This is a genomic window from Marinobacter pelagius (assembly GCF_900114925.1).
GTDB lineage: Bacteria > Pseudomonadota > Gammaproteobacteria > Pseudomonadales > Oleiphilaceae > Marinobacter > Marinobacter pelagius.
The window spans coordinates 75,531-98,766 of sequence record NZ_FOUR01000007.1 but is presented as its reverse complement, the minus strand read 5'-3'; the positions used below and the strand labels follow the sequence as shown (position 1 = coordinate 98,766).

The 23,236-nt window shown below is 60.6% G+C and carries 21 protein-coding genes; 11 read left to right on the top strand and 10 right to left on the bottom strand.

The window, feature by feature from the left end; translation table 11 throughout:
• The first annotated feature begins 32 nt into the window (after positions 1–32).
• On the top strand, positions 33–1,097 hold the full coding sequence (gene dinB, locus BM254_RS14015) for a DNA polymerase IV (RefSeq protein WP_092004953.1): 1,065 nt from the start codon (positions 33–35) through the stop codon (positions 1,095–1,097).
• Here dinB and BM254_RS14010 read toward each other — a convergent pair whose 3' ends face one another.
• Both BM254_RS14010 and BM254_RS14005 read right to left on the bottom strand, forming a co-directional pair.
• Positions 1,098–1,670: a phosphatase PAP2 family protein gene (locus BM254_RS14010; protein ID WP_092004951.1), complete on the bottom strand. Its 573-nt coding sequence runs from the start codon at positions 1,668–1,670 to the stop codon at positions 1,098–1,100.
• Complete coding sequence (locus tag BM254_RS14005; RefSeq protein WP_092004948.1) at positions 1,636–2,856, bottom strand: glycosyltransferase family 4 protein; 1,221 nt, start codon at positions 2,854–2,856, stop codon at positions 1,636–1,638. The genes BM254_RS14010 and BM254_RS14005 overlap by 35 nt, the downstream gene beginning before the upstream one ends.
• Before the next feature lie 114 nt (positions 2,857–2,970).
• Here BM254_RS14005 and BM254_RS14000 point away from each other — a divergent pair, with 114 nt between their 5' ends.
• From BM254_RS14000 to BM254_RS13985, 4 genes are all read left to right on the top strand, one after another.
• Positions 2,971–4,008, top strand: a complete 1,038-nt coding sequence (locus BM254_RS14000) for an NADP(H)-dependent aldo-keto reductase (RefSeq protein WP_092004945.1) — start codon at positions 2,971–2,973, stop codon at positions 4,006–4,008.
• 228 nt (positions 4,009–4,236) lie between these two features.
• Entirely contained in the window at positions 4,237–4,563 is a 327-nt protein-coding gene (locus tag BM254_RS13995) for a hypothetical protein (RefSeq protein WP_092004942.1), read from the top strand.
• Between the two features lie 172 nt (positions 4,564–4,735).
• Positions 4,736–6,943 carry an acetyl-CoA hydrolase/transferase C-terminal domain-containing protein gene (locus BM254_RS13990; protein ID WP_092004939.1) on the top strand — a complete coding sequence of 736 codons (2,208 nt, stop codon included), beginning with the start codon at positions 4,736–4,738 and terminating at the stop codon, positions 6,941–6,943.
• Complete coding sequence (locus BM254_RS13985; protein ID WP_092004936.1) at positions 6,943–7,413, top strand: FKBP-type peptidyl-prolyl cis-trans isomerase; 471 nt, start codon at positions 6,943–6,945, stop codon at positions 7,411–7,413. Before BM254_RS13990 ends, BM254_RS13985 begins: the two co-directional genes overlap by 1 nt.
• Here the strand turns inward: BM254_RS13985 and BM254_RS13980 are convergent.
• Together BM254_RS13980 and BM254_RS13975 are read right to left on the bottom strand one after the other, a co-directional pair.
• Complete coding sequence (locus BM254_RS13980) at positions 7,373–8,191, bottom strand: lysophospholipid acyltransferase family protein (RefSeq protein ID WP_092004932.1); 819 nt, start codon at positions 8,189–8,191, stop codon at positions 7,373–7,375. The genes BM254_RS13985 and BM254_RS13980 overlap by 41 nt on opposite strands.
• A gap of 19 nt (positions 8,192–8,210) precedes the next feature.
• Positions 8,211–8,972, bottom strand: a complete 762-nt coding sequence (locus BM254_RS13975; protein WP_092004929.1) for a GNAT family N-acetyltransferase — start codon at positions 8,970–8,972, stop codon at positions 8,211–8,213.
• Between the two features lie 237 nt (positions 8,973–9,209).
• On the opposite strand from BM254_RS13975, the gene BM254_RS13970 reads away from it, so the two are divergent.
• From BM254_RS13970 to glpK, 3 genes are all read left to right on the top strand, one after another.
• Positions 9,210–9,947 carry a response regulator gene (locus tag BM254_RS13970; protein ID WP_092004926.1) on the top strand — a complete coding sequence of 246 codons (738 nt, stop codon included), beginning with the start codon at positions 9,210–9,212 and terminating at the stop codon, positions 9,945–9,947.
• A gap of 67 nt (positions 9,948–10,014) precedes the next feature.
• Positions 10,015–11,589: an ATP-binding protein gene (locus BM254_RS13965; protein WP_092004923.1), complete on the top strand. Its 1,575-nt coding sequence runs from the start codon at positions 10,015–10,017 to the stop codon at positions 11,587–11,589.
• 260 nt (positions 11,590–11,849) lie between these two features.
• Entirely contained in the window at positions 11,850–13,331 is a 1,482-nt protein-coding gene (glpK, locus tag BM254_RS13960) for a glycerol kinase GlpK (protein ID WP_092004920.1), read from the top strand.
• Positions 13,332–13,337: 6 nt separating this feature from the next.
• On the opposite strand, the gene BM254_RS13955 is transcribed toward glpK, so the two are convergent.
• Together BM254_RS13955 and argF are read right to left on the bottom strand one after the other, a co-directional pair.
• Positions 13,338–14,411, bottom strand: coding sequence for an ABC transporter ATP-binding protein (locus tag BM254_RS13955; RefSeq protein ID WP_092004918.1), 1,074 nt, complete (start codon positions 14,409–14,411; stop codon positions 13,338–13,340).
• 3 nt (positions 14,412–14,414) lie between these two features.
• On the bottom strand, positions 14,415–15,329 hold the full coding sequence (argF, locus tag BM254_RS13950; RefSeq protein ID WP_092004915.1) for an ornithine carbamoyltransferase: 915 nt from the start codon (positions 15,327–15,329) through the stop codon (positions 14,415–14,417).
• A 225-nt stretch (positions 15,330–15,554) separates the two neighbouring features.
• Between argF and grxD the strand changes: the two genes are divergently transcribed.
• Positions 15,555–15,881, top strand: coding sequence for a Grx4 family monothiol glutaredoxin (gene grxD / locus BM254_RS13945; protein ID WP_092004912.1), 327 nt, complete (start codon positions 15,555–15,557; stop codon positions 15,879–15,881).
• A gap of 15 nt (positions 15,882–15,896) precedes the next feature.
• Here grxD and BM254_RS13940 read toward each other — a convergent pair whose 3' ends face one another.
• From BM254_RS13940 to BM254_RS13925, 4 genes are all read right to left on the bottom strand, one after another.
• Positions 15,897–16,700, bottom strand: coding sequence for a TonB family protein (locus BM254_RS13940; protein ID WP_092004909.1), 804 nt, complete (start codon positions 16,698–16,700; stop codon positions 15,897–15,899).
• Between the two features lie 5 nt (positions 16,701–16,705).
• Positions 16,706–18,940 (bottom strand): DUF1631 domain-containing protein, encoded by a 2,235-nt coding sequence (locus BM254_RS13935; protein WP_092004906.1) that lies wholly within the window; start codon positions 18,938–18,940, stop codon positions 16,706–16,708.
• A 138-nt stretch (positions 18,941–19,078) separates the two neighbouring features.
• Entirely contained in the window at positions 19,079–20,368 is a 1,290-nt protein-coding gene (locus tag BM254_RS13930; protein WP_092004903.1) for an HlyC/CorC family transporter, read from the bottom strand.
• 85 nt (positions 20,369–20,453) lie between these two features.
• Positions 20,454–21,260 (bottom strand): cytochrome C assembly family protein, encoded by an 807-nt coding sequence (locus BM254_RS13925; RefSeq protein ID WP_092004900.1) that lies wholly within the window; start codon positions 21,258–21,260, stop codon positions 20,454–20,456.
• A gap of 181 nt (positions 21,261–21,441) precedes the next feature.
• Here BM254_RS13925 and ffh point away from each other — a divergent pair, with 181 nt between their 5' ends.
• Positions 21,442–22,827, top strand: coding sequence for a signal recognition particle protein (gene ffh / locus BM254_RS13920; RefSeq protein ID WP_092004897.1), 1,386 nt, complete (start codon positions 21,442–21,444; stop codon positions 22,825–22,827).
• A gap of 163 nt (positions 22,828–22,990) precedes the next feature.
• A complete protein-coding gene (rpsP, locus tag BM254_RS13915) occupies positions 22,991–23,230 on the top strand; it encodes a 30S ribosomal protein S16 (RefSeq protein WP_069184097.1) in 240 nt (79 codons plus the stop codon).
• Positions 23,231–23,236: the final 6 nt, after the last annotated feature.

Genomic DNA, 23,236 nt, shown 5'->3' with positions numbered 1-23,236 from the left:
ATGTACAGAGTGTGGACGCGAGCCCCCTGACCATGCCCCAGCGCAAGATCATCCATGTGGATTGTGATTGCTTCTACGCCGCCGTGGAAATGCGAGACGACCCCAGCTTGCGGGATGTTCCCCTGGCCGTGGGTGGCGAGGGTGGCCGGGGCGTGGTAACCACCTGCAATTACCGGGCCCGCGCTTTTGGCGTCCGTTCGGCCATGCCCGGTAGCGAAGCCCGGCGCCTGTGCCCGGGTCTGGTGACGGTGCCGCCGGACATGGGCAAGTACCGGGCGGTCTCCCGCCAGGTGATGGATATCCTGCGGGAGCTGACCGATCTGGTGGAACCCCTGTCCCTGGATGAGGCCTTCCTGGATGTCTCGGATGTTGCCGACCACAAGGGCAGCGGTACTCTCATGGCCCGTTATCTCAGGGAGCGCATCCACCGGGAAGTGGGCATTACGGTTTCCGCCGGGGTGGCGCCCAACAAGTTCCTCGCCAAGATTGCCAGCGACTGGCAGAAACCCGACGGCCTTTTTGTGATCACCCCGGACCGGGTGCAGGAGTTTGTCCGTGACCTTCCGGTGGAGAAGCTGTTCGGGGTGGGGCAGGTGACCGCCGCCAAACTCCATGCCCTGGGGGTAAAGACCTGCGGTGACATGCAGGCGCTGGGAGCGGATGTCCTGCTGGACCGGTTTGGCAAACAGGGCTATCGCCTGCACGAGATGGCCCATGGCCGGGACGATCGGCCGGTGGTGGTATCCCGCATCGCCAAGTCGGTGAGTGTCGAACGCACCTTTTCCCAGGATTTGCCGGACAAGAGCGCTTGCGAGTCGGTCATGCCCGCTCTGGTGGCAGATCTCAATCTCCGGCTTGGCCGTAAGGGGCGCAGCAAGCCGATCCACAAGCTGTTTATCAAGATCCGTTACAGTGATTTTTCCACCCACACCCTGGAGCGGGTCCGGGAGCATGTGGCCGAGCCCGAAGTGGCCGATTATCAGCCCCTGCTGGATGAACTGGTCACGAATACCGAGCGCCCGGTCCGGTTACTCGGGGTGGGGGTGCGGTTCCGCAATGATGACGCGCCGGTGACCCAGCTAAGGTTGTTCGACTGATCAGCCGGTGATTATCGCCATGGCCGCCCCCAATAGCTGGTGGACTGACAGGTAACCGATAGTGCCCCCGACCAGCGCCCCGGCAACCACGTCGGTGGGATAGTGCAGGCCAAGAACCACCCGCGAGGCGGCAACACTCAGGGTGAAGGGCAGGATGTAAAGCGCCAGCCCGGGCAGGGCGGCCATCAGCATGACCTGGAAGCAGGCGGCATGGAGAGTATGGCCGGAAGGAAAACTGTAGCGATCCAGGGGCGGTGTACCACAGTTGATGGACGGGAAGGATATGAACGGCCGTTCCCGGATCAACCACCGTTTCAGCAGCTTGTAGGTGACCGTGCAGGTCAGGCCCGTTATGGCCATCAGCAGGGCCAGGCCGGGTCCGGCAGCCGGTTCGATCAGTGGCAGTGACAGGATCAGTGCGTACCAGAACCAGCCATCGCCCAGCCGGCTGACCGTGCGGAAGTAGCCCAGCACCGGCCGGAACCGGACCGAGCGGTTGATGACCTGGCACAGCAGGTACTCCCGCTGGTCGGCCCGCTCAAAGAATCGAGATGCTTTGCTTGTTGAGGGCATGGTACCCCGCCTTGTTATCCGGGTTCAGGACCAGCTGTTCGAACTGTTCGATCTGGGCTGACCAGTTGAGTTCCAGTGCATCGAGTCGGGCCTGGTTACGCAGGCGGCCAAGCAGCGTCGGCTGGTCGGCCAGTCTCAGGGCACAGTCGACAAAGCCCTCGTCATCCTCGAGGGCGACTTTCAGTCCGTTCTCCTCATTTCGGATGTGTTCGCTGGCCGCTCCATCGTCAAACGCCACCACCGCCAGGCCGCTGGCCATGGCTTCCAGTACCACGTTGCCGAAAGTGTCGGTTTTGCTCGGGAACAGGAACAGATCCCCGGATGCGTAGAATTTCGCCAGCTCCTCTCCCCTCCGGATGCCGCAGAACAGGTATTCGGGATGGCGCTCGCTCAGTTCCCGGCGCAGGGGGCCGTCGCCAACGAGGATGAACCGCGAGTTGGGATGCAGCCCCCGGATCCGCTCATAGCAGGCCACCGCCAGACGGAGGTTTTTCTCCGGGGCCAGACGACCGACATAGATTACAGCCCGGTCGTTGGGCGCGAGCCCCCATTGCCTGCGAAGTTCGTTATCCCGCTTGTGGGGGGAGAACCGGTTGCAGTCTATGCCCCGGCTCCACAGGCCGGTGGCCGGAATCCCCATGGCACGGGTCACCTGCTGCATCTTGCGGGTGGGCACGAGGGTGACATCCGTGCGGTTATGGAACCAGCGGCCATAGGCGCAAAGCACCCGTTCCAGGGCTCCGATGCCGTAGTAGCGGCTGTACTGGTGGAAGTTGGTGTGAAAACCGGAACTTACCGGGATGCCGATCCTTCTCGCAGCGCTGACCGCCGCCACGCCCAGCGGCCCCTGGGTAGCAACGTAGACTGCATCCGGGCGTTCTTCTTTCCACAGCGTCGCCAGGCGACGGACGCTGCTGATGCCGAAACGGAGATCGGCATAGCCGGGCAGTGGCAGACCCGGAACCACGAGCTCCTCATTGAACAGGGCGTCACCGGCACTGGCCACGGCGCCGGCCAGCTCATGACGCTGCCGGGGCCTGACCACGCTCACCCGGTGGCCCCGCTGCATCAGCCCCTGGCACAGGTGCCTCAGCGTATTGGCCACGCCATTGATTTCCGGCGGAAAAGTCTCGGAAACAATGGTAATGTGTTGCTGGCGCCGGTTGGGCTGGGTGGTCTGGGTCACGGTGTTTCCTGTGGTTCCTCTTACATGCCTTCACTATGGGAAGCGCACATGACAGTTATGCGACACTCCCGTGACATTCCTTTTACCCGTGCAATGAACTGAAGCGGAGACGATATGCAGACGCGAAAGTTAGGTAATACCGACATTGATGTGAGCCTGATCTGCCTGGGCACCATGACCTGGGGCGAGCAGAACACCGAGCAGGAAGCCTTCGAACAGCTGGACTATGCGACGGGGGAGGGCATCAACTTCATCGACGCCGCGGAAATGTACCCGGTGCCGCCGAAACCGGACACCCAGGGGCGGACAGAAACCTACCTGGGTAACTGGCTGGCCCGGCGCGGTCGCCGGGACGATCTGGTGATTGCCTCCAAGGTGGCAGGGCCGGGCAATGGCCTGAGCTATCTGCGCAACGGCCCGCGGCTGACCCGGGACCATATCCGTCAGGCCTGCGAGGACAGCCTCAAGCGTTTGCAGACGGATTACATCGACCTGTACCAGGTCCACTGGCCGGACCGGAACGCCAACTTCTTCGGCAAACTTGGCTATGTGCACAAGCCGGATGAGGATGCCACGCCGATCGAGGAAACCCTGTCGGCGCTGGACGAACTGGTCCGGGAAGGAAAGGTGCGTCACATCGGTCTGTCCAATGAGACACCCTGGGGGACCTCCGAGTACCTTCGTCTGTCCCGGGAAAAAGGCTGGCCCCGGGTGGTCAGTATCCAGAATCCCTATAACCTGCTGAACCGCTCATTCGAACTGGGGCTGGCGGAGTTTGCCCATCGTGAGCAGACCGGCCTGCTGGCCTATTCGCCCCTGGCCTTTGGCATGCTGTCGGGCAAGTATCTCGGCGGCAAGTGGCCGGAGAAGGGAAGACTTACCCTCTATGAACGCTTCAGCCGGTACACCTCGGACCGTGGCATGGATGCAACCCGCGCTTATGTCGAACTGGCCGGGCAGCACGGCCTGACGCCGACCCAGCTGGCCCTCGCCTACGTGAACAGCCGGAGCTTTGTCACCAGCAATATCATCGGCGCGACCACAATGGATCAGCTCCGGGAGAACATCGGGTCCGCCAATATCACGCTGGGTGAGCCGGTGCTGGAGGCAATCGAGGAGATCCACCGGGAGTTTACCTATCCCTGTCCCTGATTCTCCGGGTCAGCAAATGTCAGTTTTGGGCCTGGCTGAGGCCGGGCCCGAAGCTGCTGTTACGTTCTGAAAAATTGGGGATTATTTTTTGACAAAAAAGCGGCTAAAAATTGACAAAAAGTCGGCGTGATTGTGTGCAAAGTCACATCTTTTCCGGGATCATTCATTAGACTTTAGCCTAGGTCATCGAGCATTCTCTATCCCGGTTTACAGGTCTTCGTCAGTGTCATGATTATTCGTATTTTTGTCGCCCTGCTTGTCCTCAATCTCGTCGCTTTTGTCGTCCGCGCCGATGCAGCCGAGCGCCCGTTTGGTGAGGAACCGGAACCGGTGAATACCGTGCAGGAGATCTACCAGGTCCAGGAGCGTACCGTGGGGAACTTCGAGGAGGACAGCTCCGAGGCTTTCACCGAAATCGGCTCGCGCCTGCTCAGCCTCACCTTTACCCGGTCCCGGTCCGATGGCAAGCAATACGCGTCTGATCCGGCTCAGGCGGACCACGGTATTGCCCTGCTCAATGAGGGCGCCTGTCTCAACCTGAAGTGGAACTTCTGAATCTGAACCACGCCTGACTTCCCGCTTGCCCTGTTTTACCTTCCCTGTCTGCCCCACCTTTCCAATTCCAACCAGTCTGGATACTGATCTGGCGCATTGTCTGCGCGGCCCTCCCGTGTGATTATCTGCCCATAACCCTGTTGTGGTCCGGAGAACAAGAAGGAGCTTGGTGATGTCGGAAAGCAGTCAACGCCTGCAAGACGTGAATGCCTGCGTGGATGAGGTGATTCGCCGGGTCGGCCAGGAGATTACCCTCGGGTTGCCCCTCGGGCTGGGCAAACCGATTCGCTTCGTGAACGCCTTGTATGAGCGGGCGAAGCAGGACCCGGAAATCCAGTTGCACATTTTCACGGCATTGTCCCTGCTGGCGCCCAGAGGGAGCTCCTCCCTGGAGCAGCGGTTCATGGGCCCCTTCGCCGAGCGCCTTTACGGTAGTATTCCGGACCTCGCCTTTGCCCGGGATGTCTCGCGCAACCGTCTGCCTGCCAATGTCACCGTCTCCGAGTTCTATTTCAAGGCCGGCGCCCAACTGAATAATCAGGGCCAGCAACGGAATTACGTCTGCACCAATTATACCCATGCCATCCGGGATCTGATGGCGCTGGGGGTGAATGTTCTGGGGCAGCTGGTGTCGCCGGGCGACAGCCACGGCGCGCCGGGCAAAGTGAGCCTGAGTTGCAACCCGGATCTGACCCTCGATCTTCTTCCCCTGATGCGGGAAATGGAAGCCGGCGGCACGCCGGTGGCGCTGGTGGCCGAACTGAACGCCAATCTGCCCTTCATGGGACGCCACGCCGCCATTGATGAAAGCAACTTCGACGTGGTCCTGGATCAGCCCTCCACCGACTATCCCCTGTTCTCGGCGCCACAGATGGCGATCAGTCCGGAAGATCACATGATCGGGTTCTACGCCAGCTGCCTGTTGAAGGATGGTGGAACCCTCCAGGTGGGTATTGGCTCACTGGGCGCCGCGTTTGTCTACAGTGCCATCCTGCGCCACAAGCATAACGATGACTGGAGAGCTCTCTTCGACCATCTCAGGGTCGGCGACGAGTTTCCGGTGGTGAACGAGTACGGCGGCACGGGTCGCTTCGACGAAGGCATCTACGGCTGCAGTGAGATGATGGTGGATGGCTTCCTGTACCTGATGGAAGCCGGCATCCTGTCCCGCCAGGTGTTTGACCACGCCGGTTTGCAGGAGCTGATCAACCGGGGCGACATTGACATGACTCCGAGCCTGGCCATGCTCGACAGCCTGCGAGAGGCGGAGCTGATCGACTCCCCGCTCAGAGCCAGGGATGTAAACTGGCTCGTCCGCTGGGGGATTTTTGCACCGGAGGTTGAGTTCAAAGGCGGTCGCCTGCTGGCTTCCGGGCAATCCGTGGACGGCGACCTGGACAATCCTGAAACCCGCGGGGTTATCGAATCCCTGATGCTGGGTGATAGCCTGAAAGGGGGCATCAGCATGCATGGCGCCTTCTATGTGGGGCCGGAAAGCTTCTATCAGTCATTGCGGGACATGCCGGGGCATCAGCGCGACCGGATCTGCATGACCAGTGTCAATTACATCAACCATCTCTATGATCACCCGTTCGGCAGGCAGCGGCTCAAAGCGGCTCAGCGGCGGCATGGCCGGTTTGTGAATTCCGCCATGATGTATACGCTCAGTGGTGCGGCGGTGTCTGACGGCCTGGATGATGGTCGTGTGGTCAGCGGTGTTGGCGGGCAGTACAACTTTGTCGCCATGGCCCATGAACTGCCCGGCGCGCGTTCCATCCTGACCATGCGAGCAACGCGCACGTCGAAAGGCAAGACCTTTTCCAATATCGTCTTCAACTATGCCCATTGCACCATCCCCCGGCACTTGCGGGACATCGTGGTGACCGAGTACGGCATCGCCGATCTCCGGGGCCAGTCCGACGAGGAGGTTTACCTGCGCCTGATCCGCATCGCCGACTCACGGTTCCAGCAGGAGCTGCTCAAACAGGCCCAGCAGGCTGGCAAGGTGGACCCGTCCTTCAACCTGCCGGCCTCCTGGTGTAATAACACGCCGCAGGCCATACGGGCGGCGTTGGCCGCCGCAGGCAATGGCGACCGGTTCGCCGCCTTCCCGTTCGGTCGGGATTTCACGGATGAGGAATTGACGTTAGGGAAAGCCCTTAAAGGGCTCAAGGCCGCAACGGCCACCCGCCGTGGTAAACTGTCGACCCTTTGGCAGGCTGCCCGGGCCAATGATGAGGAGGGGCGTTACCAGCCCCTGCTGGAACGAATGGGATTGCGAAATCCCCGTGGCCTGCGGGAAAAGCTGGATCAGCGACTGGTCATTCACGGCCTGCAGCAGCTTGAAACACCACCGGATACAGGAAACTCGGAAACCTGATGCAAGAACCCGATACCAAGCCCGATGTCTTTACCGTTCACTATGTCCTGAAAAACAAGGCCGGAGAACTGGTCGATACCTCCGAGGGCAGCGAGCCCCTGCATTTTGTCTATGGCAGCCCCGAGATCATCAAGGGCATCCAGGAAGCCGTGAAGGACCGGAATGTGGGGGATTGTCTGGAGGTTACCATTCCACCGTCCATGGCTTACGGAGAGCATCGGGAAGAGCTGGTGCGCAAGGTGCCGCGCTCGCTGTTCGAGGGCGTGGAAAACCTCCAGGTGGGCATGAAGTTCCAGACCAATACCGGGGATGAGGCCCAGGTGGTGCAGGTAGTCGGCATCGACGGAAACCTGGTGAAAGTGGATGCCAATCATCCCCTGGCCGGCTTCACCCTGTATTTCGATCTGGAAATTGTCGGTCGCCGCGAGGCTACCGAAGACGAGATAGCCCAGGGACGGCCCCTGTTCTGACCGGCGCCGCAGCCCGGTCCGCTTCACCGGCCTGCAATCGGTGCAGGCCGTCCAGAACAGTCTCCTGAAGCTGGCGGGCCAGTTCCGATGACTTGAGGTCGCCAGTCGTTGCTACTGGCTCATGGAACAGCACATCGACCCGGGATGCGGGGTTTTTCAGCAACCGGATCAGGTGACTGTGGAAGGCATCGTCACCGATGAACGGAGCCACATGGTCGGGTCGACCTTCCCGCCGATAGCAGATGGTCGCCGGCTGGATTGTGACGTTGGCCTCCCGGGCGGCGCTCAGTAACAGGCCGTGAAACGGAAGTACAGTCAGACCGGCACTGGTAGTGCCCTCCGGGAAGATCAGCACCGATTCCCCGGACGCCAGGGCAGACCGGATGGCGGATTTCACCTGTCGTGCCTGCCCCCCTCCACGCTTGATGAACAGGGTGCCGGCCTGCCTGGCCAGCCAGCCGATCAGGGGCCATTCCGCCACCTCGGCCTTGGACAGGAACCGGGCCGGCGCCAGCCCGCCCAGGATGGGAATATCGCACCAGCTGATGTGGTTGCTGACCACCAGGGAATTGGCCTGTGGTGTCGGTCCATGCCATCGTATGTCCAGACCAAGGCAACGGCAGGCACCCCGGAAGCAGCGGCCCGCCCAGGGCGTTCGGTCCAGTTTTTTCCCGGTCAAGACATCTCCGACCCTGAGAGCCAGGGCGAGGACGGTGATGGCCGCCAGAAACAGGGTAAAGGCACCCAGGCGAATGGCCAGTCGCAGTGAGCCGATCATCGGATTGACCTGGCCGGGTTCACGACGCCCGGCCCATGAAATGGCGGCTGTACCGGGCGGCCAGATTGTCCACTTCCAGCAGTACCAGCAAATCAGCACACCGGAATTCCGGATCCCAGCAGGGGGCACCGCACACCCTCGCGCCCAGTCGCATGTAGGCGCGGATCAGTGGCGGAACATCGACCGGGCGGTCGGTGGCCGGGGCGTTCGTCAGGTGCGGCAATTCCCGTAGCGGCGTGACCCGGAACGACTCGTCGGCCAGGTAAGTGGCCTGAAGGTGATTGGCAATCCGCCAGGCCTTGTGGCCGCCGTCGGACATGCCGATGCTGGCGCAGCCAATCAGGTAGTCGATACCGTGTCTGATCAGGTACTCCGCCAGGGTGGCCCAGAGCAGGCTGATGGTGGCACCGTTACGGTAGTCGGGGTGGACGCAGGTACGTCCCAGTTCGGCCACGCTTCCGGACAGCGAGGCCAGGGCGGAGAGATCGAATTCCCCCGCCGAATAGAACTCGCTGACCTCCCTGATCCGGCTTTCAGGCAGTACCCGGGTGGTGGCAATCAGGTTGCCGGTCCGGCTGTCGATCACGATCAGATGATCGCAGAGTGTGTCGTAGGCGTCGGCGTCAATGCCGGGTGTGGTGGCGCCGAGGTCACTGCCGTATTCTGCGGAGAAAACCTCGTAGCGAAGGCGCTGGGCCTGCTCGATGGTGGCCGGGTCACGGGTGATGTCGGTACGGAGCTGTCGTGAGCTTTGCCTGGCTTTCGCGGTTTGTGCGGTCATGGCTTGGTCTCTTTGTGTCCATTTACCGACAAGGCTATGAACCGGCTGTGACACTGGGGTGACTGTCCAATGACCGCTCTATGACAGGCGTTGTCAGTGCAGGCCGATTTGTCACGGGGTGTAACGGCGAGGCGCTTCCATGTATATTTCTGAATTGCATGTATAATTGCTGTTACATCGGGTTGCCTGTATTGTCAGGAGCTGTAAGCAACCGAAACCGGAATAACAAAACCAGAGATGGATGGCGTGGAACAGACGAACGAAAGTTGGCGAATTCTCATTGTTGAGGACGACGAACGGCTCGCAGAGCTGACCCGTGAATATCTGGAAAGCAATGGACTGATCGTAAGCCTTGAGGCAAACGGTTCGGCAGCGGTCGAACGGATCCGCAGCGAGCAGCCGGATCTGGTGGTTCTGGACCTGATGTTGCCCGGTGAAGATGGCCTGTCGGTCTGTCGCAAGGTGCGTCCGTTCTATAACGGCCCGATCATCATGCTCACCGCCCGTACCGATGACCTGGACCAGGTGCTCGGGTTGGAGATGGGCGCTGACGACTACATCAGCAAGCCGGTCAAGCCGAGGGTCCTGCTGGCCCGTATCCGTGCCATGCTGAGGCGGGTGACCGAATCCGGCCAGGGTGGTGGTGAAGAGGCTGCCGCTGAGGAGCCGGTTCGACTCCAGTTCAATGACCTGATCGTGGACCGCTCCATGCGGGAAGCCTGGCTCAGTGACCAGAGCATTGACCTGACCAGTGCGGAGTTCGACCTGCTCTGGTTGCTGGCCAGTAACGCCGGTCGTGTGCTGAGTCGTGAAGAGATATTTACCGCTCTCCGGGGCATTGAATACGATGGTCAGGACCGTTCAATTGATGTCCGGGTGTCGCGGATCCGCCCGAAGATCGGTGATGATCCTATCCATCCGCGCCGGATCAAGACCGTTCGCAGCAAGGGCTACCTATTTGTGAAGGAAGCCTGACGTTCCTGTTGCCGGCTCCGAACCCCGGGCAGTATGGGGGCGGGGCGGGCCTGCCAGGATTCCTGACATGTCCCTGAAGCTTTTCCTCAAACTTTACGCCCGTCTTGCCGGTGTGGCCGCACTGGTGGTTCTCCTGTGTATTGTCCTTTTCAATGGCCTCAACTCCGTCCGGCACCAGTTCTGGCTGGAGCGCTTTCCCGAACCCCTGATGCGATGGCTGGCCGCGACACCGTCGCCGGAGCAGCAGTATCACTGGCTGGCTGCCTGGTATGGCCTGAAAAACCTTCCCCCCGAAGAAATGGAATTATCGCCGGTGATTGGAGAGCGCCTGGGCTATGGACAGGTCGTGGCGGAAGAAGCACCGATCGGTTACCGGCTGATGGTCGAGACTCCGGCCGGGACCATCCTGCAGATGCGCTTTGAAGAGCCATACCTGGGCGTTTCCAGGGCCCTGGCCCTGGTTGTCCGTTGGCACCTGGAGTCGGTGAACAGGGCGGGGAGGGAAGACATGGCAGTACGCCTGGCCAGTCACCTGGGAGTGTCCATCGAATGGCTGGATGAGGCCGGGATGTTGCCCCCCGCTCCGGTGTTGCAGCAGATCACCGAGCAGGATGTGGTGTTGTACGGCCCGGACCACGGAGACCGTCGCGACGCCCTGTTGAGACTGAGTGACGGCGCCCTGGTGAACGTGGAGCTGCCGGCCCCGTTCTCGCCCTACGGATGGCCCGTAATCACTCTCCTGGTATTACTCGTTGGCGGCGTTCTGGCCCTGGCTTTGTGGCTGGCGATCAAGGCCGTGGACAACAATCTTCGGCAGGTGGAATCGGTGGCCGTCCGGATTGCCCGGGGTGAGATGGGAGCGCGCGTGGACGCAGGCACCGGCACCCTGGTAAGCCGCCTGGCGGCCGCCTTCAATGGCATGGCGGAGCATATCCAGCGCCTGGTGCAGGTGCAGCGCGAGATGATTCATGCCGTCTCCCATGAGCTGCGCACCCCGGTGGCCCGGATCCGTTTCGGGGTCCAGATGATCGAGGATTGTCAGGACCAGGACATGCTGCAGAAGCAGCTGGAGGGGATTGATGGCGACATCCAGGAGCTGGATGAACTGATTGACGAGATTCTCACCTATGCCCGCCTGGAGCAGGGCGGCCCGGTGTTCTCGTTGCGGGAGCACTCGGTAACGGAGGTTGTGCGCCAGGTGGTTTCCGAGCAGAGGTTGATTCGCCCGGACCTCAGCATCGAGAGTGATATAGACGAAGACACCGAGCGTTGCTCATTGTCGGATATCGAACCAAGGTACATCCACAGGGCGATCCAGAACCTGGTGGGTAATGCCGGGCGTTACGCCAACGGCCGCGTGCTGGTTCGTTGCCGGATTGATGAGGACAACTGCCGGGTGGATGTCGAGGATGACGGCCCGGGTGTCCCCGAAGAGGACTGGGAGAAGGTCTTTACCGCGTTTGCCCGGCTCGATGACAGCCGGACGCGGACCTCGGGCGGCTATGGACTGGGTTTGTCCATAGTTCGCCGAATCCTCTATTGGCATGGTGGCCAGGCCTTCGTCAGCAGGAGCGATGAGCTTGGCGGCGCACGCTTCAGCCTGGTCTGGCCGAGGCGGAAGCCGGCGGATTCGGTTTTGTGAACCAGGCCTCACTGCCTCACCTGATGTAACAAAGCCGCTACATAACGCCAACTGACGGTTTTTCCCCGGATGCCCATAATCAAAAGCGTAAGGGATGACTTTTGAGGTTGTAGTTCTTACGAACTTTCCTTGTTTCATTCGTCATTTAAGGGCCGGTTTTTCCGGCCCTTTTTTTATGCCCTTCCTCCCGATTCCGGACCCTGCGCCTCTCCTTCAATGGTTTCTGCTGGTAGACTTGCGGAAAACAAAGGAGGCTTGCCATGACCCGCTACCTGCTTGCGATTGACCAGGGAACCACCAGCTCGCGCGCGATCATCTTCGACCCATCCGGTACCATCGTGGGCGTGGCCCAGCAGGAGTTCCACCAGTACTTTCCCCGTGACGGCTGGGTCGAGCACGACGCGCTCGAGATCTGGGACAGTACCCTGATGGTCTGCCGGTCCGCCCTGGAAAGGGCGGGAATCGACGCGGCGGATGTCGCAGGTATCGGGATTACCAACCAGCGCGAGACCACGGTTATCTGGGAACGGGCGACCGGCAAGCCCATCCATCACGCCATCGTCTGGCAGGATCGCCGAACCGCCTCCTGGTGCACCAAGCTCAAGGAGGATGGCTTTGAAAATGTGGTGGTGGAGCGCACAGGCCTGCTGATTGATCCCTACTTTTCCGCCACCAAGATCTCCTGGATCCTTGATAATGTTGAGGGCGCGAGGGCCCGGGCGGAAGCCGGAGAGCTTGCCTTCGGGACGGTGGACAGCTGGCTGCTCTGGAACCTGACCGGTGGCCGCTCCCATTACACCGACGCCACCAATGCCTCCCGTACCGCCCTGTTCAATATCCACACCCAGAGCTGGGACGACACGCTACTGGACCTGTTCCGCGTGCCCCGTCAACTGCTGCCCGAGGTGCTGGACTGCGCCGCGGACTTCGGCACCACCGAGAGGGAATGGCTGGGCGCGGAGCTTCAGGTGGCGGGCATTGCCGGCGACCAGCACGCCGCCCTGATCGGACAGGCCTGCTTCGAGCCCGGCATGGCCAAGAGCACCTACGGCACGGGTTGCTTCCTGATGCTCAATACCGGCGACACGGCCCTGCGGTCCGAGAACCGGTTATTGACCACCATGTCGTACCGGCTCGACGGCAAGCCGACCTATGCGGTGGAGGGAAGTATTTTTGTGGCCGGGGCGGCCATGCAGTGGTTGCGGGACGGTCTGGGCCTGATTGCTCATGCCGGTGAGTCCCTGGCCCATGCCGAGCGCGTGGGGGTGGAGAACGCGGTATACCTGGTTCCGGCTTTCACGGGGCTGGGCGCCCCCCACTGGGATCCCCACGCCCGCGGGGCAATCATGGGGCTGACCCGGGATACCGGAATCGGGGAAATTGTGACAGCGGGGTTGCAGTCCGTGTGCTACCAGACCAAGGACCTGGTGCGGGCCATCCAGAATGACGGCGCCCGCCTGGAATCCCTGCGGGTGGATGGTGGCATGGCGGTGAACGACTGGGTCATGCAGTTCCTGGCAGACATTCTCAATGTCACCGTGGACCGGCCGCGGATCACCGAAACCACCGCTCTGGGCGCCGCCTACCTGGCCGGTTTGCAGACCGGCGTCTACAGCAGTCTGGAGGAGATTTCCCGGCTATGGGAGTGCGAGCGCCAGTTCCGTCCGGACATGAGGCCGTCACTGCGGGAATCCCTGTACGCCGGCTGGCTGGACGCGGTCGACCGGGTGTGTAACCGGTGAAGAATCTCAGCCGGTGCGCTCGAAGGCAATGAGGTGGTCGGCCTCGACCCGGACCGGAACCTGTTCGCCCAGGTGGAAGTCCAAATGGCTCCGGAACAGGGCTTCGAACTCGGTTTCCTCGGAACAGCGGAAACGGTAAAGGGTCGAGGTACCGGCAAAGGTCTTTTCCACCACTTTCGGGCGCAGGTCCGAGTTCTCGTCGTAGACGATGTCGTCCGGACGGATGAGCACGTCCACCAGGGTGCCCGGTTCCCATTTATAGGCCCGGTTGCCGTGGATCACGCCCAGCTCCGATTCGATGGTGTCGGGCCCGAGGGCCTTGCCCGGTATGAACCCGCCCTGACCGACGAAACTGGCCACAAACCGGTTTGCCGGCTCATGGTACAGGTTGTAGGGAACATCCCACTGGAGCAGTTCGCCACCTTTCAGTACCGCAACCTGATCACACATGGCAAAGGCTTCCTGCTGGTCATGGGTGACCAGGATGGCACTGATGCCAAGGGTCTTGAGAATCTCCCGTACATCCAGGCTCAGGCGCCGGCGCAGGTCCGCATCCAGGTTGGAAAAGGGCTCATCCAGAAGGATCAGGGTCGGCTCTGGTGCCAGTGCCCTGGCCAGGGCTACCCGTTGCTGCTGACCGCCAGAGAGTTCGTGGGGGTAACTGTTCGCCAGATCCTGCAGATGCACCACTTCCAGAAGTTCCATGACTTTCTGGCGCCGTTCCGCCTTGCTCAGGCCCTTCAGACCAAAACCGACGTTGTCGGCGATGGTCAGGTGGGGAAACAGGGCATAGTCCTGGAACACCATGCCGATCCGGCGTTTCTCCGGTGCCAGGGTGCGGCCGGGCAGACTGATGGTCTGCGATTCCAGACGAATCTCGCCGCTGTTCAGGGGGAGGAAGCCGGCCAGTGCCCGCAGGATGGTACTCTTGCCGCAGCCGCTGGGGCCAAGCAGACAGCCAATATCGCCATGGCTGAGCGCGAAATTGACTCCCTTGACCACGGAGTCGGCGCCATAGCCGCAGGACAGGTTATTGACTTCCAGTAACCAGTCCCCGGCAGGGGAAGGGGGCACACCCATAGATCAGTCCAACCGGTTGAGAATAAGGAACTCGAGCAGGGCTTTCTGGGCATGCAGGCGGTTTTCTGCCTCATCCCAGACCACGGACCCCGGATGTTCCATCATGTCGGCGGAAATCTCTTCGCCGCGATGGGCCGGCAGGCAGTGCATGAACAGGGCGTCCTTGTCCGCCACGGCCATCAGATCCGGGTTGATCTGGTAGTCCCGGAAGGCCTTTTCCCGGGCTTTCTGCTCATCTTCCTGGCCCATGGACGCCCAGACGTCGGTGACCAGCAGCTGGGCACCTCTGGCGGCCTCGGCCGGATCCCGGACGATAGTGACACGGTCGCCGTGCTCCTTCATCAGGGTCTCGCTGGGTTCATAGCCCTCGGGGCAGGCCACGTTCAGGTGAAAATCGAAGCGGGTGGCTGCGTTGATGTAGGAATGGCACATGTTGTTGCCATCGCCTATCCAGGCCACCGTGGCGCCGCGAATGCTGCCGCGGTGTTCGCGATAGGTCTGCATGTCGGCCAGTAACTGGCACGGATGGAAATCATCGGTGAGGGCATTGATCACCGGCACGCGGGAGGCCGCCGCAAAGCGTTCGACCGTCTCATGGGCAAAGGTGCGGATCATCACCGCGTCGACCATGCTGGAGATGACAATGGCGGAGTCCTCGATGGGCTCGCCGCGCCCGAGCTGGGTATCCCGGGGAGACAGAAACAGGGCCGAACCGCCGAGCTGGGTCATGCCGGCTTCAAAGGACACTCGCGTGCGGGTCGAGGACTTCTCGAAGATCATGGCCAGCACGCGGTTTTTCAGGGAATCGCGTACCTTGCCCTGCCGCCACTCGTTACGGAGTTTGGTTGCATGGTCCAGCAGCTGCTCCAGCTCGCCGGTGGACATGTCATTCAGTGTCAGAAAATGTCGTGCCGCCATGAAATGGCCCTTACCTCAATGAAACCGCGACTCGCGGGGTTCCTGATGTCTGGTTGATGGAAAGCTGTGCCGGGAAAAACGGGGCATCAAGTCTAGCCCTTCGGGGGAGGGATGACAACGCTGCCTACCCCTTCCGGGTGTTTGGTGGCCGGTCCCGGACACGTGTACAATAAGCTCAGCAGATTGCCCGAGGGCGATTCCGTTTTCAATCAGAGGTGAATGTTCATGGACATCAATGAAACCATCAAGAGCCAGCTCGAAGAAAACCCGATCATTCTGTACATGAAGGGCACCCCGCAGGCTCCGCAATGCGGTTTCTCCGCCAAGACCGTGCAGGCGCTGATGGCCTGTGGCGAGCGTTTCGCATTCGTCAACATCCTGGACAACCAGGAACTGCGGGAAGCGCTGAAGGTCTACTCAAGCTGGCCGACCTATCCACAGCTCTATATCAATGGCGAGCTGGTAGGCGGTTGTGACATCGTTCTGGAGATGTCCGAAAGCGGTGAGCTGGCCAAGATGGTCAAGGAAGCGGCCAAGCAAGCCGAGGCCTGATCTTCGCCAGGGGAATTAGAGACGCTTCGGGGAGAACACCAGTTCCACCTCGAAGCGGTCCCCGGTTTCACTGTCCGCAGGAGGCTCCGGGTAGGGGCTTGCCGCAAGGGCCGCGCGATAAGCGGCTTCGTCCACTGTTTGAATCCCCGTCGATTTCACCACTCTGGCCCGGGTCAGGGCTCCATTTTTCATCAGCTGAAGCTCGATCTCCATCCTGGCACTGTCTGTCAGCTGGCTAATGGCCGGCACCCGAAGTCGTTCCAGTTCCCTGGCCAGGTGTACCGCGAGCCGGACCAGGTAGGGATCCTGCTGGCTTGGCGACCGGGTGATCCGGGTCAGCTCCGTGTTGGCAGCCTCTTCCTTTATCTCCTCGGGCTCGCCTGCCTCGCTGGCAACACTGGCTGGCTTTGATGGACTGGTTTGCAGTTCGGCCGGTTCAGGCGTGGTTTGGTCCGGCGCAGGCGGGCTGTTCTCCGGTGAAGGTTCGGAGACTGTCCGGGGCGACGATGCCGAGGTAACCCGGGTGGGCTCGGGAGGTACCTCGGTGGCAGGTTCGGGTATTTCGAACCGGGGATTTCGCTCGGCAGGTTGCTCCCAGGGCTGTGTCTCGGCAGGTGTCGCGGGCTGACTGGATGTTGCCGGGGTAGCCCCGGCAGTCAGCAGCTCGAGGGTCAGTCGGTGAGGGTGTTCCGGCGCTTCCGTTTTTGGCAACGGAAGCCCGGAAAGGAACAGTGTGTGCAGGAGGATAGCAATGGACAGCGCGAGGGCTATCCGGTAGCTGTCCGGTAGCCCTTTTACTGAAGGGTGGGGCACTGACATTGGCGTCAGGCGGTCTTGCTCCGCAGTGAGCCGACAACGGCGTCGAGTGCCCGGTCAATCAGGGCGCCCTGTTCCAGCAGGGTGAGCCGGCCGCGACGCATCTCGTGGGCCAGTTCCAGGCGGGTCTTTTCGATCACCTTGAGCCCCATGCGGTTCACGAAGACAAACGAATCCGCCTCTTCGATAATGGCCGAGAGCTTGCACCGGAAACTGGCACCGTTGACCAGGCGGAATTCCACCCAGTCACCGATCTCGATGCTGTCGATCTGGGTGACGAATTCGGCGATAGCCGCGTCCTCCAGTTCCTGCTGGCGTTCCACCGCGCTCTTCTGGGCGCCGGGAAGTTCGCCTTCTTCCCCGGTTTCGGCGGCTTCCTCTGGTGATTCCTGCACGGTCTCGGCGACCGCGTTGGTGCGGAAGGCCTCTGCCAGTTCGTGTTTCAGCTGAGCCATGGTTTCGTCAAGTCGAGAGGAGTTGTAGGAAACTTCCTCAAGGCCGGCTCGCAGGGTCTTGAGCAGACCGGGAACGACCCGGACCCACTGATCGCGTTCTTCATCCCCGTTATGGGGGTGCAGGCACCAGATCAGGTCGTCGACTACCTTGACCGACTCCTGCCAGCGGTGCTCCACATCATCCCGCAGGTAAGCCAGGAACATGAAGCGGCTCCAGCCATTGACCAGCAGGTCACGCACAACTTCCGGCAATCTGTGCCGTGCGAGCTTCTTGCGGAGGATGGTGTCGACGGTCTGTTGAGCCTGTTGGGACTTGATCCGTCCGCGCTCGGATTCCCGGGTGCGCTGCTCGACCAGGGACGCCTTGCGGTTCTCTCGTTCGAGGAACTGTTCAAACTCCCGGTTCAAGGAGTCGAACAGGCTGATATCACCGTCAAACTCGTTGAGAATTCTCTGGACTGTTTCGTGGATCTGGCTGTAGAGCTTGTCCTTGGCCTTTTCGTCGCTCTTGCTCCAGCCGATACCGGCCCGTGCCAGCGAGTTGAGCAGTTTCCTGGCCGGGTGGGAGGCCTGGCTGAAGAACGATTTGTCCCGGATAACCACTTTCAGGATCGGGATCTGCAGGCGACTGATCAGTACCTGGACCGGTGCCGACAGGTTGTAGTCGTCCAGGATGAATTCGAACAGCATCGATACGAGGTTGATGAGATCCTCGTCTACCTCGTTAAGGGCGGGCTTGCGGCCATCTTCCGATTCTGTCCTGGCCAGCAATTGCTCGACGATGGCACGGAGATCCACGGTCACCGGTTCGCCCTCGCTCAGGTCGCCATCCGGTGAATAGGAGTCGGCCAGCGGTATGGCGCTCAGAAGGCTGGCGAGCTCAGCATGGCCTACAACCCGGATCTGGGTATTGGAGGATCGGGCGGGAATGCCGGCATTGGCCCGCTGCATGGCCAGCATCTGCCGGATCTGCTCGAAAACGGGGCTGGCTTCCTCGCCACCGGCCGCTCCGCCGGTGCCGGGCCTTTCTGCCGTCGACTGCGACGCCGCGGTCGATGCCTCGGTGCGTTTCTTCTCCGCCTGTTGGCCGGACTTTCCGTGGTACCGGAAATTGGGAATGATGCCCGCCTGGATCAGAATACGGTTGGCTTCGTCCAGGAGCATGCCCAGGTTCGATACCACGTAGCGGTCGAACTGCTTGAGCAGGATGAGTCGTTCCCGGATCTGGATTTCCAGTGCGTGAATGGCCTCGATAAAGGCACCGCAGAGATGCTCGGGGGCCATGGGGTTGACCGGGGCCTCATCACTGGCGTCCGGATAGACCTGGCTGAAGCGCGCCTGCAGCTGAAGCAGCGGCCCCTGGAAGTGGGCCCTGGCCTTGCCGATCATGGCGTTGAGGGCAACCTGCTCTTCGAGGTCTTCGTCACCGACCAGCGACAGCGTATCGGCGCTGGTGCTGTAGGCGGGAGTTTCGCCCTGGGTCTGGCCGGTGCGAGGGGGATCGGCAAACAATCCGGCGACAGAAGTCTGGAACTGGCGCTCCACGCCCTTGCGCTTGATGCGGATTTCCCGCATCGCCTCGAAGTAGCGATTCTGCTCGTTGTTACTGCGGGCATTGTTAGCCAGCTCGAACAGGGAGTCGTCGACAGCGTCAAAGGCTCCCTGCAGCAGATCGCCCAGTCCGGCGACCACCGTGTCACGAATACGTGTAACCTCTGCAGGAACCGGTTTGCTGCTGGCTGCTTGCTTGGGGTCGCGGAGGTAATGTATGCCGGACTGCTTATTCATGGCCTTCTCCTGTCTACGCCTTAACCGGATACATGACCGAGCTGGAACTCCATGTGTTCTCGTTGTTGGTTAAATTTACCGCAATTTGCCGTACATTAACATGAATAAACGCCATCCTGAGAGCCTTGTCAAAAAAATTCAGCGACTGCCGAGGTGCAGAGACCGCTTTTTTCGCTTGCGGGGGTGCACTATAGCGGCCTTGACCACGTTGTCCTTGATCTGGAGCACCTCTACCCGGTGACCATCAACTTTCAGGCACACGTTGGTGTCCGGGATGTTTTCCAGGGTTTCGGTGATCAGGCCGTTGAGGGTTTTCGGCCCGTCAATCGGCAGTTTCCAGCCCAGGGTCTTGTTGATCGTCCGAACGGCGGTCGTGCCATCGATAATAAAGGTGCCGTCGTCCTGGGGGATGATGTCCGGGCTGGTGGCGGCATAATCGGTGGTGAACTCCCCGACGATTTCCTCGAGAATGTCTTCTAGCGTCGCCAGCCCGAGCACATCCCCGTACTCATCCACGACGATACCGAAGCGGCGCTTGCCCTTCTGGAAGTTGATCAGCTGGGTATTGAGCGGAGTGCTCTCCGGAATGAAGTAGGGCTCCTGGCACAGCTGCATGATCATTGCCTTGTTGATCTCGTCCTGCTGGACCAGCTTGGAAGCGCTGCGCAGGTGGAGGATACCCTGGATGTTGTTGATGTCGCCCTTGAACACCGGCAGCCGGGTATGCTGACTGCTTCTGAGCTGCCGGAGGATGGTGTCGGTGTCATCGTCCAGGTCGACACCAACCACTTCGTTCCGGGGCACCATGATGTCGTTCACGGTCACCTTTTCCAGGTCAAGGATGCTGACCAGCATATCCTTGTGCTTGGCGGGAATCAGGGCGCCGGCCTCATTGACGAGGGTGCGCAGTTCTTCCCGGCTGAGGTGTTCGGAGGCGGCGTCCTCCGGAGACACCTTGAGCAGTTTGAGGATCAGCCCGGTGAAGAGATTGACCGCCCAGACTATGGGGTAGAGTATCTTGAGCAGCGGGCCAAGGATGTAGCTGGCCGGGAACGCGATCTTCTCGGGGAACAGGGCCGCCAGGGTTTTCGGGGTTACCTCGGCGAAAATCAGGATGACGATGGTCAGCAGCAGGGTGGCGATGGCAATACCCGCGTCACCCCAGATCCGGATCGCGATAACGGTGGCAATGGATGAGGCCAGGATATTGACGAAGTTGTTGCCGATGAGGATGACCCCGATCAGCTGGTCAGTTCGCTGGAGCAGTCCCTGGGCCCGCCTGGCACCCTTGTGGCCGGTCTTGGCCATATGCTTCAGCCGATACCGGTTCAGCGACATCATGCCGGTCTCCGAGCTCGAGAAGAAGGCCGACAGGCAGATGAGGGCAACAAGGAGGGCAAACAGCGCGGTGAGCGATGTTTCGTTCAAAGGATGAGGTCCTTATTTTACTGACAAGTTGGGAAAATAGGTTTTGTTCCGGTCAGGTGTCAAGCGGGTGGATCCGGTTGGCCTTTCAGCCCCCGCGGTGGAACACCAGTTCAAGGACAAACTTGCTGCCATAAAAGGCCAGCATCAGGAGAATGCAGCCGGCCAGGGTCCATCGGCTGGCAGTCATGCCGCGCCACCCCTGGGTGTATCGACCGATCAGCAGGGCCACAAAGACCAGCAGTGACAGCAGGGAAAACACCGTCTTGTGGGCGAGGTCCTGGGCGAAGAGGTCCTCGATAAACAGGGCCCCGGTGACAATCGCCAGCACCAGTAGCACCACCCCGGCCCAGACCATCTCGAAAAGCAGTGACTCCATGGTTTGCAGCGGCGGCAGATTGCGGACCAGCAGGCTGTTGTAGTTGTGCTTGAGCTGGCGGTTCTGGAAGTACAGCAGGATGGCCTGGATGGCCGCCAGCGTAAACAGGCTGTAGGCTGTCACCGATAACGCGATGTGGGACAGCATGCCGTAGCTTTGTCCCGAAACCAGTCGGGAAGGCGTATGGGTGATCAGCACCAGAAGGATGGTCAGTGCCGCGAGCGGGTACACGCCAAGAAAAAGGCTCTGGACTGGTTTTCTGAGATTAAGGCCCAATAAAAGGAAGACGATCAGCCACGAGATCAGTAGCGAGCTTTTGAAAAAGCTGAGGTCGAAGCCACCGTCGTAGTAGACCGTCTGGGCAATCAGCAGGCCGTGGCTGGTCAGCGCCAGCATCCCGATGAGGGTGGTGATGGCCAGGTTGCTTTGCACCCGTCCACGGAAATGGAGCGCCTGCAGCGCGGTACCAACGCTGTATAAAAAGAGAGAGGTGACCGCGAGAATCAGCGTTCCCATGACTTCCTTATTACTACTCTACTGGCTGGATAAGCGACTGTTTGTCAGCCGATTTGACCGGGTTGGTCGTTTCAGGGCGATAGTCTGGTTATAATGTCGCGATTATGCAACAGGAATCAAGGCGGCCCGTCTGGCTCTTTGATTCGGTATACATTTTATTTCCGGGGTACGGAAGAGACGCATGTTTGAAAATCTCCAGGACCGGCTTTCCGGCAGTTTGCGCAAGATTACCGGTCAGGCGCGACTGACCGATGACAACATCAAGGATACCCTGCGCGAAGTGCGCATGGCCTTGCTCGAGGCGGACGTTGCCCTCCCAGTGGTCAAAGACTTCGTGGAGGGAGTTCGCAAGCGGGCAGTTGGCCAGGAAGTCCAGCGCAGCCTGACCCCGGGTCAGGTGTTCGTCAAGGTTGTCCAGCAGGAGCTTGAGCGGGTGATGGGTGAGGGTAATGAGTCCCTCAACCTCTCGGTTCAGCCGCCTGCCGTGATCATGATGGCGGGTTTGCAGGGTGCGGGTAAGACCACCACGGTGGCCAAGCTTTCCCGCTTCCTTAAAGAGCGCCAGAAAAAATCGGTGATGGTGGTCAGTGCCGACGTCTATCGTCCGGCCGCGATCAAGCAGCTGGAGACCCTGGCCGGCGAGGTGGGTGTCGAGTTCTTCCCGAGCACGGCGGACCAGGATCCGGTGGATATCGCCGAGGGTGCGATCGGCGCGGCGCGCAAGAAGCATATAGATGTTGTGATTCTCGATACCGCCGGTCGTCTGCACGTCGATGAACAGATGATGGGCGAGATTGGTCGCCTGCATCAGGCGGTCAAGCCGGTCGAAACCCTGTTCGTGGTCGACTCCATGACCGGTCAGGACGCGGCCAATACCGCCAAGGCCTTCAATGATGCCCTGCCGCTGACCGGTGTCGTGCTCACCAAGACCGATGGTGATGCCCGGGGCGGTGCCGCCCTGTCAGTCCGTCATATCACCGGCAAACCGATCAAGTTCCTCGGTGTCGGCGAAAAATCCGATGCCCTGGAGCCGTTCTATCCGGATCGGGTGGCTTCCCGGATTCTGGGTATGGGCGATGTGCTGTCTCTCATTGAAGAGGCCGAGCGCAAGCTGGACCAGAAGAAGGCCCAGAAGCTCACCAAGAAGATCAAGAAGGGCAAGGGGTTCGATCTCGAGGATTTCCGGGATCAGCTGCAGCAGATGAAGAACATGGGCGGCATTGGTGGCCTGCTCGACAAACTGCCGGGAATGGGGCAGATGGCCCAGATGGCGCAGCAGCAGGTCAATGACAAGTCGCTGGGCCAGATGGAAGCCATTATCTGCTCGATGACACCCAAGGAGCGCCGCTATCCGGATGTCATCAACAACTCCCGCAAGCGTCGTATTGCGGCGGGCTCCGGCACGCAGATCCAGGATGTGAACCGTCTGCTCAAGCAGCACAAGCAGATGTCGAAGATGATGAAAAAGTTTGGCAAGAAAGGCGGAATGGCCAACATGATGCGCGGCATGGGTGGTATGATGCCGCCCGGCGGCGGTGGCGGGATGCCCCCGTTTGGCCGTATGTAAAAAGCCTTATGCCGAAAACGGGGAAACAGCTGGTTTCCCTGTTTTCTTTGGCGCTTTTTTAGCATAGAATAGCGCCCCTTTCGAGTATGGGTCTTCGCGTCAGCCGTCTCCGGCAGGCGTGAATCGTACAAAGTTCGTACAACAGAACAGGATATTGGTCGAAATGGTAACAATCCGTTTGGCTCGTGGCGGCTCCAAGAAGCGCCCGTTCTACCATCTGACAGTCACCGACAGCCGCAAATCCCGCGACGGTCGTTTTATTGAGCGCGTTGGTTTCTTCAACCCGGTCGCACGCGGCCAGGAAGAGCGTCTGCGTGTGGATCGTGATCGTGTCGAATTCTGGCTCGGTCAGGGCGCACAGACCAGCGAGCGCGTTGCCCAGCTGCTGAAGGCTGCTGAGTAAGACAGT

Coding starts and splice junctions, on each gene's coding strand:
- dinB (WP_092004953.1), top strand. CDS start 33: ATGCCCCAGCGCAAGATCATCCATGTGGATTGTGATTGCTTCTACGCC.
- BM254_RS14010 (WP_092004951.1), bottom strand. CDS start 1,670: ATGCCCTCAACAAGCAAAGCATCTCGATTCTTTGAGCGGGCCGACCAG.
- BM254_RS14000 (WP_092004945.1), top strand. CDS start 2,971: ATGCAGACGCGAAAGTTAGGTAATACCGACATTGATGTGAGCCTGATC.
- BM254_RS13995 (WP_092004942.1), top strand. CDS start 4,237: ATGATTATTCGTATTTTTGTCGCCCTGCTTGTCCTCAATCTCGTCGCT.
- BM254_RS13990 (WP_092004939.1), top strand. CDS start 4,736: ATGTCGGAAAGCAGTCAACGCCTGCAAGACGTGAATGCCTGCGTGGAT.
- BM254_RS13985 (WP_092004936.1), top strand. CDS start 6,943: ATGCAAGAACCCGATACCAAGCCCGATGTCTTTACCGTTCACTATGTC.
- BM254_RS13980 (WP_092004932.1), bottom strand. CDS start 8,191: ATGATCGGCTCACTGCGACTGGCCATTCGCCTGGGTGCCTTTACCCTG.
- BM254_RS13975 (WP_092004929.1), bottom strand. CDS start 8,972: ATGACCGCACAAACCGCGAAAGCCAGGCAAAGCTCACGACAGCTCCGT.
- BM254_RS13970 (WP_092004926.1), top strand. CDS start 9,210: ATGGATGGCGTGGAACAGACGAACGAAAGTTGGCGAATTCTCATTGTT.
- BM254_RS13965 (WP_092004923.1), top strand. CDS start 10,015: ATGTCCCTGAAGCTTTTCCTCAAACTTTACGCCCGTCTTGCCGGTGTG.
- glpK (WP_092004920.1), top strand. CDS start 11,850: ATGACCCGCTACCTGCTTGCGATTGACCAGGGAACCACCAGCTCGCGC.
- BM254_RS13955 (WP_092004918.1), bottom strand. CDS start 14,411: ATGGGTGTGCCCCCTTCCCCTGCCGGGGACTGGTTACTGGAAGTCAAT.
- argF (WP_092004915.1), bottom strand. CDS start 15,329: ATGGCGGCACGACATTTTCTGACACTGAATGACATGTCCACCGGCGAG.
- grxD (WP_092004912.1), top strand. CDS start 15,555: ATGGACATCAATGAAACCATCAAGAGCCAGCTCGAAGAAAACCCGATC.
- BM254_RS13940 (WP_092004909.1), bottom strand. CDS start 16,700: ATGTCAGTGCCCCACCCTTCAGTAAAAGGGCTACCGGACAGCTACCGG.
- BM254_RS13935 (WP_092004906.1), bottom strand. CDS start 18,940: ATGAATAAGCAGTCCGGCATACATTACCTCCGCGACCCCAAGCAAGCA.
- BM254_RS13925 (WP_092004900.1), bottom strand. CDS start 21,260: ATGGGAACGCTGATTCTCGCGGTCACCTCTCTCTTTTTATACAGCGTT.
- ffh (WP_092004897.1), top strand. CDS start 21,442: ATGTTTGAAAATCTCCAGGACCGGCTTTCCGGCAGTTTGCGCAAGATT.
- rpsP (WP_069184097.1), top strand. CDS start 22,991: ATGGTAACAATCCGTTTGGCTCGTGGCGGCTCCAAGAAGCGCCCGTTC.